Here is a 12,984-nt window from a genome sequence, read left to right as displayed (position 1 = left end):
AGCCCTGACATCACCCATGCCGCACCCTTCTGCGCTGGCAATCTTCGGGATGTAAGACCCGCCCATCCTGGCCACGGACCTGCAATATTTCAAGCGCCTGCCCCGTCACGCCGTCCACCAGTTCCGAACGCGCTTCTCCCGCCTCGAACAGAAACCGCTCCCCCCACTGCCTCAAACCAACCACCACTGGAAACACCGACCGCCCTTTATCGGTCAGCACATATTCTTTATAGGCACTGCCATCCGACGCCGGCTGTGTCATCAGCAACCCACTTTCCACCAACAGCTTTAGCCGCGAGGTGAGGATGTTCTTCGCCAGCCCCAGGTTCTTCTGAAATTCACTGAAACGCCGCAGGCCGTCGAAGGCATCGCGCAGGATCATCAGCGCCCACCGGTCACCCAGCACCTCCAGAGCCCGGGCCACGGGGCACTGCGCATTGTTTTCATCGAGCATGGGGCAAGCCTGTCTTGATTATCTGGTTGCAGATTAAAACCACATTTGCTAAATAGCCAGCATGTGGTTTCAAATTGAAACCAGATCCCAGAGGCTTTGCCCGATGACTCCTTCGCTGACACGCTGGATAACCCTGTTGCTTGCCACCACCAGCGCAATGGCGGTGGCGACGGTGTACTTCGCTCAACCGCTGCTTGAGTCGATGGCTGCTGAGTTGGGAGTGGCGCAGCAGCAGATTGGCTGGGTAGTCGGCGCGACCCAGGCGGGCTACGCCCTGGGGCTGCTACTGATTGTGCCGCTCGGGGACTTGGTCGACCGTAAACGCTTGTTGCTTGGCCAGTTGCTGTTCGCGGCGCTTGCGCTGGTCGGCGTTGGCATGGCGCCGAACTGGGCAATATTGCTGCTGGCTCTGGCGATCACCGGGTTGATGGCAGTCATGGTGCAGGTGATGGTGGCTCATGCTGCGAGCCTTGCCTCACCTGGCCAGCAAGGGCAGGCGGTAGGCACTGTCACCAGTGGTGTGGTGCTGGGTATTCTGCTGGCACGGCTGGCTTCGGGCGGGCTGGCTGACGTGGCCGGTTGGCGAAGTGTGTACCTTGTCGCCGCAGGGCTCTTGATGTTGCTGGCGCTGGTGCTGTGGCGCAGTCTGCCCGGCGGGCAGCCGATGGGGAGCCGGCCGGGTTACCGGGCGCTGATCTTGGCCCAGTTCAGCTTGTATCGGCACGACAGGTTGCTGCGCCAGCGCGGCGTATTCGGTGTGTTGATCTTCGCCGCATTCAGCGTGCTGTGGAGTGCCATGGTCATGCCACTCAGTGCTGCGCCGCTGGCACTGAGCCATACCGAGATCGGCCTGTTTGGCCTGGCAGGTGTGGCGGGCACGCTGGCGGCTTCGCATGCTGGTCGTCTGGCTGACCTTGGGCGCGGTGAGCGTACGACCGGAGTGTCGTTGGCCCTGCTGACGCTGTCGTGGCTGCCAACAGCGTTCGTCGAACATTCATTGCTGGCCTTCGTGCTGGGTGTGCTGATGCTGGACTTTGCCGTGCAGGCAGTGCATGTCACCAACCAGAGCTTGTTGCTGGCCGGGCGTGGTGCGATGGCTAGCCGTTTGATCGGCGCCTACATGTGTTGCTATTCGCTGGGCAGCGGTTTGGGGGCGGTGTTGGCGAGCTGGGTGTTTGCCCACTGTGGCTGGGTTGCGGTGTGTGGGCTTGGCATGGGCATCAGTGCCGTCGCACTGTGCTACTGGCTATGGCTGAAACGCGCGAGGGCGGCCGAGGCCGCCCTGCAATGTTCAGGTCAGAACTTGTAGCCAAGGCCGACCATGTATACCCACGGGTCGACGTCGACGTCGACCTTGGTCTTGCTGTAGCCAAGGGCGGTCGGGCCATTGACGCTGGCCTTGGTGTCGATGTCGACGTACCAGACCGAGGCGTTTACCAGCAGGTTGTCGGTCAGCATGTAGTCCATGCCCAGTTGGCCGGCGATACCTACCGAGTCCTGCAGCTTGAGGTTGCTGAAGCCTTGTTCCTTGCGTGCGCTGCTCAAGTCTTCGTCAAAGAACAGGGTGTAGTTGATACCGACGCCAGCGTACGGCTGGAAGCGCGAATTTGGCTCCATTGGGTAGTACTGCAGCGACAGCGTTGGCGGCAGTTGCTTGATGTCCGCCAGCTTGCCGTCCAGCCCGCCGCCCAGACCTTTTACGCCGACGGTGTGCTTGAACGGGGTAGCTGCCAGCAGCTCCAGGCCGATGTGGTCGGTGAGCATGTAGGCAAAGGTCAGGCCCAACTGGGTATCGCTGTCCAGGGTCGCCTTGGTGCCCGACACCTTGTTGCCGTCGAACTTGAGGTCGCCGCTGCTCTCGTTCGGGGCGGTGGTGATGGCGCCTGCGCGCAGGATCATGTCCCCCGCCTGATAGGCGTGGGCGGCAGGGGCGGCGAGCGCAAGGGCCACAAGCGAGGCACCCAGCAAGGACTTGTTCATGGAAGCTCCCAAAGGACGTTATTAATCGAGTAGTCCAATGGTACGGAGCTGGTCAAACGGAAAGTTTGACCCAGCTCAACGAAGCGTCTTCACGAATTCGAAACAGTTCTCATCTCAGCTCATAAGCGTAGATTTTCTCGGCTTCCATCTGGTAGCCGGCGTCGGCCAGCTCGCTGCTGGAAGCTTTAACCTGCATCTTTCCCTCTATCCAGTAGGGCTGGTAGAGGTCTTCGACGCGCACGCCCATCTCGCTGAAAATATGCACGATCTGGTTCGGCGGCGGCGGCGGCACGTGGATGCACGCGCCATAGTAAGGGACCAGCAGGAATTCGGTGGTGCGGCCTTCTTCGCTGACCTCCAGTGGCACGATGTAGCCGGGAAGTTTGACCTGTTGGCCGTCGAGGCTTTTTACCACTGGCGCGTCGGGCGCCTGCTGACGCGCGGGAGGTGCGGATTCGGCAGACAGGGCGTTGCTGAGCTGTGACATGTCGTGCAGCGGCGCCAGTTGTGGCGGGATGACCGGGGCGCCTTCAGGGATCAGTGCGGGCCAGTCCAGCTCCTTGGGTTCGGCGGCCCATAGAGGCATCGCTACCAGCAACAGCAAGGCCAGCAGCATGTGCATTGCCGGCCTCTTCGCGGGCAAGCCCGCTCCCACAGGTACTGCACAAGCTCCGAAGCCTGCGGGGCTCCCTGTGGGAGCGGGCGTGCCCGCGAAGCAGGCGGTGAGGTCTTTGATCATTACGCGCACTCAGAGGTGTATGGACAGGCCGTCGGCCAGCGATTGCCGGTAAGCCCGCCACGCCGGCACGCTGCCCATCAGCAACGCGGCCCCCAGGATGATAGCCAGCAAGGTCCATTCATGGGTACTCGGCAGAGCCAGTGGCAGATACAAACCATAGTTGGCCTGCACATACCCCTGTGCCAGGGCGATACCCGCATATAGCAAGCCAAGCCCGGCCACGATCCCGACCGAGGCCAGTGACAGTGCTTCCAGTACCAGCAACCCCGCAATATGCCAAGGCCGGGCCCCGACCGAACGCAAGATCGCCATTTCCCGGCGGCGTTCGTTGAGGCTGGTGAGAATCGCCGTGAGCATGCCGATCAAACCGGTCAGCACCACGAATAGCGACACCACGAACAATGCCTGTTCCGCAGTGCCCATCAGGCTCCACAGTTCCTGCAGGGCGACCCCCGGCAGGATCGCCAGCAATGGCTCGCTGCGGTACTCGTTGATCTCTCGCTGCAAACTGAAGGTTGCGATCTTGCTGTTCAGGCCAAGCATGAACGCAGTGATGGCGGCAGGTTGCAGGTCCATCGTACGGGCCTGTTCGGCGCTGATGCGCCCGGCGCCACGGGCGGGTACGCCGTTGTGCCAGTCGATATGGATCGCCTCCATGCCGCCCAGGCTGATATGCAGGGTGCGGTCGACGGGGGTGCCGGTGCGCTTGAGTACGCCGACCACGGTAAACGGCTTGTCGTCGTGCTTGACCAGACTGATTGCGGCCACGCCGTGGGCTAGCACCAGCTTGTCACCCAGCTTGTAGTGCAATGCCTCGGCCACTTCAGCGCCGAGCACTACCTCGAACGGGTCGTTGGCAAACTCACGCCCCTGGCTCAGTTGCAGATGCTGGCGGCGGCCGTACTGATAATGGCTGAAGTAATCCGTGGTGGTGCCCATCACTCTGTAGCCGCGGTGCGAGTCGCCCAGCGAGATCGGGATTGCCCACTTCACCCGTGGGTCCTGTGCATAGTGCTGGAAGCTGTCCCAGCGGATGTTATTGGTCGCGTTGCCAATGCGGAACACCGAATACAGCAGCAGGTTCACCGAGCCGGAGCGTGCACCGACAATCAGGTCGGTGCCGCTGATGGTGCTGGCGAAGCTGGCACGGGCTTCGGTACGGACCCGCTCAACAGCCAGCAGCAGGCACACCGACAGGGCAATGGCAAAGGCGGTCAGAAACGCAGTGAAGCGGCGGTTGGCCAGGCTGGCCAAGGCAAGGCGGAGCAGGTACATCAGGCCTCCCGGGACTTGGCGGCGCGGTTCAGTTCGGCAAGCGACAGGTGGCGGTCGAACAGCGGCGCCAGGCTCTGGTCGTGGCTGACGAACAACAGGCTGGCACCGGCGGCGCGGCACTCATCGAACAGCAGGCGGATGAATGCTTCGCGCGTGTCCGCATCCAGTGCCGAGGTCGGTTCGTCGGCGATCACCAGCTCAGGCTGGCCGATCAGTGCGCGGGCGGCTGCGACCCGCTGTTGCTGGCCGATCGACAGGCTGTCGGCGCGGCGGGCGAGCATGGCAGGGTCGCCCAGGCCCAGGTGGGTCAGCAGCGTGCTGGCCGCCTGGTCAACACTGCCATGGCGCTGCTCGGCGCGTGCCTTGCGGCTGCGCGAGAAGCGGCAGGGCAGTTCGACGTTTTCACGTACCGAGAGGAACGGCAGCAGGTTGAACTGCTGGAAGATATACCCTGTGTGATCGACCCGAAAGCGGTCGCGGGCGCCCTGGCTCAGGCTGCCGAGGTCCTGACCGAGCAACTGGATGCGGCCCTGGACCGGCACGTTCACCCCGCCCAGCAGGCCCAGCAAGGTCGTCTTGCCACTGCCGCTGGGGCCCTTGAGGAACAGTGCTTCACCAGCGTCCAGGCGCAATGCCGGAATATCCAGCAGCGGCGGGTGACCTGGCCAGGCGAACACCAGGTCATGCAGATCGATCAACGGCTGGTTCATTCAGAAGGCGACCGCTGCCTTGGTGGGCGTGGTTTCCACGCCTTTCTGGCCATTGGGGCCGATCAGTTGCACGTTGATTTTCTGGGTGGCGGGGAAGGCCTTGAACAGCGGCGCCAGGTCCAGCTGTGTGAGTTTGTCGGGGTTGGCGCAAGTCAGCTGATAGTGGGCGCCGATGTCGCTGTGCTGATGGTCGTGTTCATGTTCATGTTCATGTTCATGTTCGTGCTCGTCACCATCGTCGTCGGCCTTCGCTGCGTCACCGAACAGAGGGCTTTCCAGCGCCTGCTGCTCTTCCTTGCAGTCCGCGGCAGCAGAAAGGCCGAACAGCTTCAGGGGTTGTTCAAGCTGCTGGCGCACGGCGGCGACTTTGGCCTTGTCGGCATCGCTGCTGGCGGCATGCTCGAAGCCGACCAGGTTCATTGCCGGGCTGTCCAGTTCCAGTTCCAGGGTATTGCCATCGAGCACTGCGTTGAGCTTGGCTACGCCATGCTCGTGGGCGCCGAGGGAGCCGTGGGCGTGGTCATGATCATGGTCATCGTGAGCATGGGCCACGGCCAGTGGCAGCAAAGCGAAGGGCAGGGCGAGCAGCAGGCGACGCATGGACGACTCCGGAGCGGGCTGAAAGATCGGGTTATGTTATAACAAGGTTTCGGCGCGCCGCCAGCCTGCGTGGCGCATGTTTCATGTTGCGGTAGCATGGCTGCATTGACGTGGGTTCAAGGAATGCATCATGAGAATTCGTGGACAGATTGGTGATTGGCCGGTGGACCTGACCATCGAGCTGACGCCTGAAGAGTGGGCGCAACTGGGGCGGCAGACCGAGGTGCCGATGGTAGCCCAGGCGGCCGCGACAGCTGCGGTGGTCGCACCGCGCCAAAATGACGGTCAGTGGGCTGCGGCGCGTGATGTGTTGCGTCTGGCAGGACAGATGAGCGGGCCGGAATTGCTGGACCGCCTGGAAGGGTTGGCGGGGAGTACGGCGGCGGGTAAACGGTTGCTGGTGCGCTTGCGGCACAGCAGTGAGGTAAAGGTGGAGAGCGGCGTGGATGCGCCCGTTTATCACTGGGTAGGGTGAGCGCTGTCTTGCTTGAAAATTGAAACGCCTGCGCGGTCACCCGTAGGAGCGGGTTTACCCGCGAACACCGGCAGAGCCGGTGCCATCCACTGTGTCGGTTTCTTCGCGGGCATGCCCGCTCCAACAGGTCCAGCGCAGGCTTCAAGGTCACTCAGAACATCGCCGCCGACAGCTTGCGACGATAAACACCAACCAGCGGGTGATCGCCACCCAGCAACTCGAACACCTGCAACAGCGCCTTCTGCGGCAGCCCGTTCTCGTAGCCACGGTTACGCTGGAACAGCTTCAGCAGACCTTCCAGCGCCGCCTCGTACTGCTGGCGAGCCAGTTGCTGAATGCTCAGCTGATAAGCCGCCTCGTCGTCTTGCGGGTTCTGCGCCAGACGGCTTTTAAGGTCAGCCACTTCCGGCAGGCTGGCAGCCTGGCGCAGGAAGGTCAGCTGGGCCTTGGCACCGGCCAGTGCAGCTTTGTGTTCGTCAGTCTTGACCGCATCCAGCACCACTTGCGCTTCGCCCAGCTCACCACGCTCGGCCAGGCAGCGGGCATACAGGATCAGCGCCTCGGCATTGCTGTTGTCCTCACCCAGCAGCGCCTGTAGCAGCGTTTCGGTTTCGGCAAAACGGCTTTCGGCAAACAGTGCCTTTGCCTGCTCCAGTGGCGCGGCGGTGGGCGCGGCGGGCATTTGTACATGCGGCTCGAGCATGGCGCGGATCGCCGACTCCGGTTGTGCCCCGGCAAAACCGTCCACCGGCTGGCCGTCCTTGAACAGCACCACTGTCGGCAGGCTACGGATGCCGAACTGGGCAACCACCTGTTGCTCTACGTCGCAGTTGATCTTGGCCAGCAGCAGTTCGCCCTGGTAACCCTCGGCAATCTTAGCCAGCAAAGGCATCAGCGCCTTGCACGGCGCGCACCACTCGGCCCAGAAGTCCACCAGCACCGGCTTGTGGAAGGAGTTCTCGATCACCAGTTGCTGGAAGTTGGTATCGGTGGCGTCGAAAATGTAAGGCGTGTCTTGGGTCATCGCGACTCTCGCAAACTCGTGTATGGCACCACTATAAGGTGTCGCGGCTGGCGTGGTACAGGCTGACCCGGCGGAATTCGTGTGGCTCGGCCAGGTCCGGCAGGGTCAGTGCTTCGAGCACGCCCAATTGCTGGTACAACGGGTGGCGAAAGTCGCGTACCCGCGAGTCGGCCACCAAGGCCTGCCGACCGCGGCTCAGGAAGGCATCCAGCAGCGGCAGGTTGGCGCGGTCGTACAGCACATCGGCAACCAGGATCAGGTCGAAACGGTCTTCCTCGGCAAAAAAATCGCTGCTGTAGCTTAGTGTCACCCCGTTCAGTGCTGCATTTGCACGGCAGGCAGCGAGGGCCAGCGGGTCGAGGTCGCAGGCCACCACTTCCCGTGCACCGGCGCGTGCAGCAGCAATGCCGGCGATACCAGAGCCGGCGCCAAAGTCCAGCACGCGCTTGCCTGCCACCCATTCCGGGCGTTCGGCCAGGTAGCGGGCCATTGCCAGCCCGCTGGCCCAGCAGAAGCTCCAATAGGGAGGTTCTTCAAGAATGCGTCGGGTTTCTTCGCTGCTGAAGGCGCGATCCATGTTCTGGTCGTCGATCAGCCATAGCTTCAGGTCACAGTCGGGCAGTTCGCTGACGATCAGGCGTGCTTCGCCGATCAGGCCGCTGAGGGCCTGTTGCAGGGCCAGCGGCATCACTTAAGGCGCCTTCTCGAAACGCAGCGGGCCGGTGGCCTGGGTTTGTGCCTGGGTAATGCGCACCGGGGGCAGGTGCATGATCAGCTGGCCGGAGTTGCTGGCGCGGCCACGCAGTTCGACCCGGGCACCGGGCGGGAAGGCTTCGGGGTTGAAACGCAGGTGGTAGGGCAGCGCCTGGCCGGTACCGGTCAGGTTGCTGCTGGCCAGCAGGCGCTGCGGGCGGTCGCGCTCGTCGATCACCAGCAAGGCCAGTTCCACCTCGGCACCCGCCGGGATTTCCAGCAAGGTGCCACTCAGCTCGCGCTGGTAGGCCGGCAACGGGCCCGGTACTTCGGCCTTGGCCGAGGGGGCTGGCGCGGGCGCCGGGTTGTCGGTCTTTGGCCTGTCGCTGCCGCAAGCGGCAAGCAAAGCGGCGCAGCACAGCACGACGAGCGCTCGGTAGTGCATGGGGGAGTCCTTCACGGGCATATTTCCCATGGATGTTAACCCCTTTGGCTTGTCTTGCCAGTGCAATGCGCTACCATGGCCCTCCCTTTTTTTGTTGCCTGCCACCATGCACTGTCCCTTTTGCGGTGCCAACGACACCAAGGTCATCGACTCTCGCCTCGTCGCCGAGGGCGAGCAGGTGCGCCGCCGCCGTGAATGCGTGGCCTGCGGCGAGCGCTTCACCACCTTCGAAACCGCCGAGCTGGTGCTGCCCCGGCTGATCAAGCAGGACGGCACGCGCCAGCCCTTCGACGAAGAAAAGCTGCGCGCTGGCATGCAACGGGCCCTGGAAAAGCGTCCGGTCAGCGTCGAGCGCCTGGAAGCTGCGCTGGCGCACATCAAGAGCCGGCTGCGTGCCACGGGCGAGCGCGAAGTCAAATCGCTGGTGGTCGGTGAAATGGTCATGGCCGAGCTGCGCAAACTCGATGAAGTGGCCTATATCCGCTTTGCCTCGGTGTACCGGCGCTTCCAGGACCTCGACGAGTTCCGCGAAGAAATCGACCGCCTGGCCCGTGAGCCAGCTAAAGAGTGAACATGCCCAGCCAAGCCGCCATCCTTGACGCCCACTACATGGCCCGTGCGCTGGAGCTGGCGCGTAAAGGCCTGTACACCACCCACCCGAACCCGCGCGTAGGCTGCGTGATCGTGCGTGATGGCGAAGTGGTTGGCGAAGGCTGGCACGTTCGCGCCGGCGAGCCACATGCCGAAGTGCATGCCCTGCGCCAGGCCGGTGAACTTGCCCGGGGTGCTTGTGCCTATGTCACCTTGGAGCCATGCAGCCACCATGGCCGTACGCCGCCGTGTGCCGAAGCGCTGGTCAAGGCCGGTGTGGCGCGTGTAGTCGCAGCCATGCAGGACCCTAACCCGCAAGTGGCGGGACAGGGCCTGCGGCGCCTGGCCGAAGCCGGAATCGAAGTGGCCAGCGGGGTGCTCGAAGCCGAGGCTCGCGCCCTCAACCCAGGCTTCCTCAAGCGCATGGAGCACGGCCTGCCGTTCGTTCGCGCCAAGCTGGCCATGAGCCTGGACGGCCGCACCGCCATGGCCAGTGGTGAGAGCCAGTGGATCACCGGCCCGGCCGCCCGCTCAGCCGTGCAGCGCTTGCGCGCCCGCTCCAGCGTGGTGTTGACCAGCGCCGCCAGCGTGCTGGCAGACAACGCACGCATGACCGTGCGTGGTGCCGAGCTGGGCCTGGATGCCGAAACTACTGCCCTGGCTCTTAGCCGCACACCCTTGCGGGTGCTGGTCGATGGCCGTCTGCGCCTGCCACTGGCGGCGCCGTTCTTCCAGGCCGGCCCGGCTCTGGTGGTGACTGCTGTCGCAGATGACCCGCGCTATGCCGCTGCCGGCCACGAATTGCTCAGCTTGCCGGGCGACAATGGCCAGGTCGACCTGGGGGCGCTGCTTCACGCCCTGGCCGCCCGCGGCGTCAACGAAATCCTGCTGGAAGCCGGTGCCGGCCTGGTCGGTGCCTTCGCACGGCAAGGCCTGGTCGATGAGTACCAGCTGTTCGTCGCTGGCACCTTCCTCGGCTCTCAGGCTCGGCCGCTGCTGGACTGGCCGATGGACAAGATGAGCGAAGCACCACGGCTGAAAATTACCGAAATGCGCGCAGTGGGCGATGACTGGCGGGTCACGGCCATCCCCCTGCCGGCGCCCGGCGTATAATGCCGGGCTTGCCCCGCGCAAACCGTTTTTGAGGAAGACCCCATGTTCACCGGCATCATCGAATCTATCGGCACCATCCGCAGCCTGACCCCCAAGGGTGGTGACGTGCGCGTCTACGTAGAAACCGGCAAGCTCGACCTGGGGGACGTCAAGCTCGGCGACAGCATCGCCGTCAACGGTGTATGCCTCACGGCCGTGGAGCTGCCGGGCGACGGCTTCTGGGCCGATGTCAGCGTCGAAACCCTCAAGCGCACCGCCTTCATCGACCTCAAGAGCGGCAGCAAGGTCAACCTGGAAAAAGCCCTGACCCCCACTACCCGCCTGGGCGGGCACCTGGTCAGCGGCCACGTCGACGGGGTTGGCGAAATCATTTCGCGCAGCGATAACGCCCGCGCCATCCAGTTCCGCGTGCGTGCACCGAAGGAACTGGCCAAGTACATCGCCCACAAGGGTTCGATCACCGTCGACGGCACCAGCCTGACGGTCAATGAGGTCAATGGCGCCGAATTCGAGCTGACCATTGTCCCGCACACTCTGTCCGAAACCATCATGGCCGATTACCGTGCAGGGCGTCGGGTAAACCTTGAGGTCGACCTGCTGGCCCGTTACCTGGAGCGCTTGCTGCTGGGTGACAAGGCCGCCGAACCGAGCAAGGGCAGTGGCATTACCGAAAGCTTCCTGGCCGCCAATGGCTTCTTGAAATCCTGATTGAGAAGGGGGTGCCGCGTGGCGCTCAACAGCATCGAAGAACTGGTCGAAGACATCCGCCAGGGCAAAATGGTCATCCTGATGGATGACGAAGATCGCGAGAACGAAGGCGACATCATCATGGCGGCCGAGTGCTGCCAGCCGGAGCACATCAACTTCATGGCCAAGCACGCCCGTGGCCTGATCTGCATGCCGATGACCCGCGAGCGTTGCGAAACGCTGAAGCTGCCGTTGATGGCGCCGCGCAACGGCTCGGGCTTCGGCACCAAGTTCACCGTGTCGATCGAGGCCGCCGAGGGCGTCACCACCGGTATTTCCGCCGCCGACCGCGCACGCACTGTGCAGGCTGCCGCTGCCAAGGACGCCAAGGCCGAAGACATCGTCAGCCCTGGTCACATCTTCCCGCTGATGGCCCAGCCAGGCGGTACGCTGGCGCGTGCCGGCCACACCGAAGCCGCCTGTGACCTGGCGCGCATGGCCGGTTTCGAGCCAAGCGGCGTGATCTGCGAAGTGATGAACGACGACGGCACCATGTCGCGCCGCGCCGAACTGGAAGTGTTCGCCGCCGAGCACGGCCTGAAGATCGGCACCATTGCCGACCTGATCCACTACCGCATGATCCACGAGCGCACCGTGCAGCGTGTTTCCGAGCAATCGGTGGAGAGCGAGCTGGGTGAGTTCAACCTGGTCACCTACCGTGACGCGGTCGAAGGCGACGTGCACATGGCCTTGACCCTGGGCAAGATCTGCGCGGAAGAACCGACCCTGGTGCGCGTGCACAACATGGACCCGCTGCGCGACCTGCTGCTGGTCAAGCAGCCAGGCCGCTGGAGCCTGCGCGCGGCCATGGCCGCAGTGGCCGAGGCCGGCAGTGGTGTGGTGTTGCTGCTGGGGCACCCGCTGGACGGCGACGTGCTGCTGGCGCACATCCGCGAAAGCGCGGGCGATGCGCCGGCCAAGGCACCGACCACCTACAGCACTGTGGGTGCCGGTTCGCAGATCCTGCGTGACCTCGGTGTGCGCAAGATGCGCCTGATGAGTTCGCCGATGAAGTTCAACGCGATATCCGGATTCGATCTGGAAGTTGTAGAATACGTGCCCTCCGAGTGACTTGAGGCGGCATTGACGCCCTCTGCTCGAGTCCAGACCCCTGTCGAGGCCGCTTGTATGCGGCCTCGCTCTTGAAGATGAGAATATCGGAATGACCCTGAAGACCATCGAAGGTACCTTCATTGCCCCCAAAGGTCGCTATGCTTTGGTGGTTGGCCGCTTCAACAGCTTCGTTGTCGAAAGCCTGGTAAGCGGTGCCGTTGATGCCCTGGTACGCCACGGTGTCAGCGAAAGCGACATCACCATCATCCGTGCCCCGGGTGCATTCGAGATCCCGCTGGTGGCACAGAAGGTCGCCCAGCAAGGCGCCTACGACGCGATCATCGCCCTGGGCGCCGTGATCCGTGGCGGTACCCCGCACTTCGAATACGTGGCGGGCGAGTGCACCAAGGGCCTGGCCCAGGTGTCCATGGAGTTCGGTGTTCCGGTGGCCTTCGGCGTACTGACCGTCGACTCCATCGAGCAAGCCATCGAGCGTTCTGGCACCAAAGCCGGCAACAAAGGTGCTGAAGCTGCCCTGTCCGCACTGGAAATGGTCAGCCTGCTGGCGCAGTTGGAGGCCAAGTGATTAGCGACGAAAGCGATCGTTTCAACCCGCGCGATCCAAAACCTGCGGATGCCGGCAAGCCCTCCAAGAGCGCCAAGCGCCGCGAAGCCCGCAAGCTCGCGACCCAGGCCCTCTACCAGTGGCACATGGCCCAGCATTCGCTGAACGAGATCGAAGCGCAGTTCCGGGTGGATAACGATTTCACCGATGTCGACGGTGCCTATTTCCGCGAGATCCTGCATGGGGTCCCGGCAATCAAGGGCGAAATCGACAAAGCGCTGGTGCCTTGCATGACCATCGCACTGGAAGAGCTCGACCCGGTCGAGCTGGCTGTGCTGCGCCTGTCCACCTGGGAACTGATCAAACGCGTCGACGTGCCTTACCGCGTCGTGATCAACGAAGGTGTGGAACTGGCCAAGGTCTTCGGTGCCACTGACGGCCACAAGTTCGTCAACGGCGTACTGGACAAGCTCGCCCCGGCGCTGCGTGAAGCAGAAGTCAAGGCGAACAAGCGCTGATC

The 12,984-nt window shown here is 63.4% G+C and carries 17 protein-coding genes; 8 read left to right on the top strand and 9 right to left on the bottom strand.

Annotated features, from left to right (window positions below; translation table 11 throughout):
• Positions 1-10: 10 nt before the first annotated feature.
• On the bottom strand, positions 11-454 hold the full coding sequence (locus C4Q27_RS08935) for a helix-turn-helix domain-containing protein (RefSeq protein ID WP_010951791.1): 444 nt from the start codon (positions 452-454) through the stop codon (positions 11-13).
• A 103-nt stretch (positions 455-557) separates the two neighbouring features.
• Here C4Q27_RS08935 and C4Q27_RS08930 point away from each other — a divergent pair, with 103 nt between their 5' ends.
• On the top strand, positions 558-1,763 hold the full coding sequence (locus C4Q27_RS08930) for an MFS transporter (RefSeq protein WP_104886760.1): 1,206 nt from the start codon (positions 558-560) through the stop codon (positions 1,761-1,763).
• On the opposite strand, the gene C4Q27_RS08925 is transcribed toward C4Q27_RS08930, so the two are convergent.
• The 5 genes from C4Q27_RS08925 to C4Q27_RS08900 form a co-directional block, all read right to left on the bottom strand.
• Entirely contained in the window at positions 1,751-2,434 is a 684-nt protein-coding gene (locus C4Q27_RS08925) for an OmpW family protein (RefSeq protein ID WP_010951793.1), read from the bottom strand. The genes C4Q27_RS08930 and C4Q27_RS08925 overlap by 13 nt on opposite strands.
• A gap of 109 nt (positions 2,435-2,543) precedes the next feature.
• Positions 2,544-3,056, bottom strand: a complete 513-nt coding sequence (locus C4Q27_RS08920) for a DUF3299 domain-containing protein (RefSeq protein WP_020191397.1) — start codon at positions 3,054-3,056, stop codon at positions 2,544-2,546.
• 126 nt (positions 3,057-3,182) lie between these two features.
• Positions 3,183-4,448 (bottom strand): FtsX-like permease family protein, encoded by a 1,266-nt coding sequence (locus C4Q27_RS08910; RefSeq protein WP_010951795.1) that lies wholly within the window; start codon positions 4,446-4,448, stop codon positions 3,183-3,185.
• Positions 4,448-5,158, bottom strand: coding sequence for an ABC transporter ATP-binding protein (locus C4Q27_RS08905; protein ID WP_104886759.1), 711 nt, complete (start codon positions 5,156-5,158; stop codon positions 4,448-4,450). Before C4Q27_RS08905 ends, C4Q27_RS08910 begins: the two co-directional genes overlap by 1 nt.
• The gene (locus C4Q27_RS08900; RefSeq protein ID WP_104886758.1) at positions 5,159-5,758 is read right to left on the bottom strand and encodes a DUF2796 domain-containing protein; all 600 of its coding nucleotides are present in this window, start codon (positions 5,756-5,758) and stop codon (positions 5,159-5,161) included.
• Positions 5,759-5,888: 130 nt separating this feature from the next.
• On the opposite strand from C4Q27_RS08900, the gene C4Q27_RS08895 reads away from it, so the two are divergent.
• Positions 5,889-6,233: a hypothetical protein gene (locus C4Q27_RS08895; protein ID WP_064492913.1), complete on the top strand. Its 345-nt coding sequence runs from the start codon at positions 5,889-5,891 to the stop codon at positions 6,231-6,233.
• A gap of 151 nt (positions 6,234-6,384) precedes the next feature.
• On the opposite strand, the gene trxA is transcribed toward C4Q27_RS08895, so the two are convergent.
• Genes trxA through C4Q27_RS08880 form a run of 3 tightly spaced genes read right to left on the bottom strand, consistent with a single transcriptional unit; the run spans position 6,385 to position 8,395 of the window.
• Positions 6,385-7,257 (bottom strand): thioredoxin, encoded by an 873-nt coding sequence (gene trxA, locus C4Q27_RS08890; RefSeq protein WP_010951799.1) that lies wholly within the window; start codon positions 7,255-7,257, stop codon positions 6,385-6,387.
• A 31-nt stretch (positions 7,258-7,288) separates the two neighbouring features.
• On the bottom strand, positions 7,289-7,945 hold the full coding sequence (locus tag C4Q27_RS08885) for a methyltransferase (protein WP_064492914.1): 657 nt from the start codon (positions 7,943-7,945) through the stop codon (positions 7,289-7,291).
• A gap of 3 nt (positions 7,946-7,948) precedes the next feature.
• The gene (locus C4Q27_RS08880; RefSeq protein ID WP_020191400.1) at positions 7,949-8,395 is read right to left on the bottom strand and encodes a YbaY family lipoprotein; all 447 of its coding nucleotides are present in this window, start codon (positions 8,393-8,395) and stop codon (positions 7,949-7,951) included.
• 106 nt (positions 8,396-8,501) lie between these two features.
• Between C4Q27_RS08880 and nrdR the strand changes: the two genes are divergently transcribed.
• The 6 genes from nrdR (at position 8,502) to nusB (ending at position 12,982) form a co-directional block, all read left to right on the top strand.
• Positions 8,502-8,966 carry a transcriptional regulator NrdR gene (gene nrdR, locus C4Q27_RS08875; protein ID WP_003255402.1) on the top strand — a complete coding sequence of 155 codons (465 nt, stop codon included), beginning with the start codon at positions 8,502-8,504 and terminating at the stop codon, positions 8,964-8,966.
• Positions 8,967-8,968: 2 nt separating this feature from the next.
• Complete coding sequence (ribD, locus tag C4Q27_RS08870; protein WP_049588007.1) at positions 8,969-10,099, top strand: bifunctional diaminohydroxyphosphoribosylaminopyrimidine deaminase/5-amino-6-(5-phosphoribosylamino)uracil reductase RibD; 1,131 nt, start codon at positions 8,969-8,971, stop codon at positions 10,097-10,099.
• Positions 10,100-10,141: 42 nt separating this feature from the next.
• The gene (locus tag C4Q27_RS08865; RefSeq protein WP_003255399.1) at positions 10,142-10,807 is read left to right on the top strand and encodes a riboflavin synthase; all 666 of its coding nucleotides are present in this window, start codon (positions 10,142-10,144) and stop codon (positions 10,805-10,807) included.
• An 18-nt stretch (positions 10,808-10,825) separates the two neighbouring features.
• Positions 10,826-11,917, top strand: a complete 1,092-nt coding sequence (ribBA, locus tag C4Q27_RS08860; RefSeq protein WP_003255398.1) for a bifunctional 3,4-dihydroxy-2-butanone-4-phosphate synthase/GTP cyclohydrolase II — start codon at positions 10,826-10,828, stop codon at positions 11,915-11,917.
• Positions 11,918-12,008: 91 nt separating this feature from the next.
• On the top strand, positions 12,009-12,485 hold the full coding sequence (ribE, locus tag C4Q27_RS08855; RefSeq protein WP_003255395.1) for a 6,7-dimethyl-8-ribityllumazine synthase: 477 nt from the start codon (positions 12,009-12,011) through the stop codon (positions 12,483-12,485).
• Positions 12,482-12,982: a transcription antitermination factor NusB gene (nusB, locus tag C4Q27_RS08850; protein ID WP_003255393.1), complete on the top strand. Its 501-nt coding sequence runs from the start codon at positions 12,482-12,484 to the stop codon at positions 12,980-12,982. Before ribE ends, nusB begins: the two co-directional genes overlap by 4 nt.
• The last annotated feature ends 2 nt before the right edge of the window (positions 12,983-12,984 follow it).

This window comes from Pseudomonas sp. SWI36 (assembly GCF_002948105.1).
GTDB classification, from domain to species: domain Bacteria; phylum Pseudomonadota; class Gammaproteobacteria; order Pseudomonadales; family Pseudomonadaceae; genus Aquipseudomonas; species Aquipseudomonas alloputida.
Note: the sequence above shows the minus strand (reverse complement) of the source record. Positions and strands in the feature narration are given on the sequence as shown.

Bases quoted from the DNA above. Each gene is read 5' to 3' on its own strand.
- trxA (WP_010951799.1), bottom strand. From the start codon at position 7,257: ATGACCCAAGACACGCCTTACATTTTCGACGCCACCGATACCAACTTC.
- C4Q27_RS08865 (WP_003255399.1), top strand. From the start codon at position 10,142: ATGTTCACCGGCATCATCGAATCTATCGGCACCATCCGCAGCCTGACC.
- C4Q27_RS08930 (WP_104886760.1), top strand. From the start codon at position 558: ATGACTCCTTCGCTGACACGCTGGATAACCCTGTTGCTTGCCACCACC.
- nrdR (WP_003255402.1), top strand. From the start codon at position 8,502: ATGCACTGTCCCTTTTGCGGTGCCAACGACACCAAGGTCATCGACTCT.
- ribD (WP_049588007.1), top strand. From the start codon at position 8,969: ATGCCCAGCCAAGCCGCCATCCTTGACGCCCACTACATGGCCCGTGCG.
- C4Q27_RS08910 (WP_010951795.1), bottom strand. From the start codon at position 4,448: ATGTACCTGCTCCGCCTTGCCTTGGCCAGCCTGGCCAACCGCCGCTTC.
- C4Q27_RS08895 (WP_064492913.1), top strand. From the start codon at position 5,889: ATGAGAATTCGTGGACAGATTGGTGATTGGCCGGTGGACCTGACCATC.
- ribE (WP_003255395.1), top strand. From the start codon at position 12,009: ATGACCCTGAAGACCATCGAAGGTACCTTCATTGCCCCCAAAGGTCGC.
- C4Q27_RS08905 (WP_104886759.1), bottom strand. From the start codon at position 5,158: ATGAACCAGCCGTTGATCGATCTGCATGACCTGGTGTTCGCCTGGCCA.
- C4Q27_RS08880 (WP_020191400.1), bottom strand. From the start codon at position 8,395: ATGCACTACCGAGCGCTCGTCGTGCTGTGCTGCGCCGCTTTGCTTGCC.
- C4Q27_RS08935 (WP_010951791.1), bottom strand. From the start codon at position 454: ATGCTCGATGAAAACAATGCGCAGTGCCCCGTGGCCCGGGCTCTGGAG.
- C4Q27_RS08900 (WP_104886758.1), bottom strand. From the start codon at position 5,758: ATGCGTCGCCTGCTGCTCGCCCTGCCCTTCGCTTTGCTGCCACTGGCC.
- C4Q27_RS08925 (WP_010951793.1), bottom strand. From the start codon at position 2,434: ATGAACAAGTCCTTGCTGGGTGCCTCGCTTGTGGCCCTTGCGCTCGCC.
- C4Q27_RS08885 (WP_064492914.1), bottom strand. From the start codon at position 7,945: ATGCCGCTGGCCCTGCAACAGGCCCTCAGCGGCCTGATCGGCGAAGCA.
- C4Q27_RS08920 (WP_020191397.1), bottom strand. From the start codon at position 3,056: ATGCACATGCTGCTGGCCTTGCTGTTGCTGGTAGCGATGCCTCTATGG.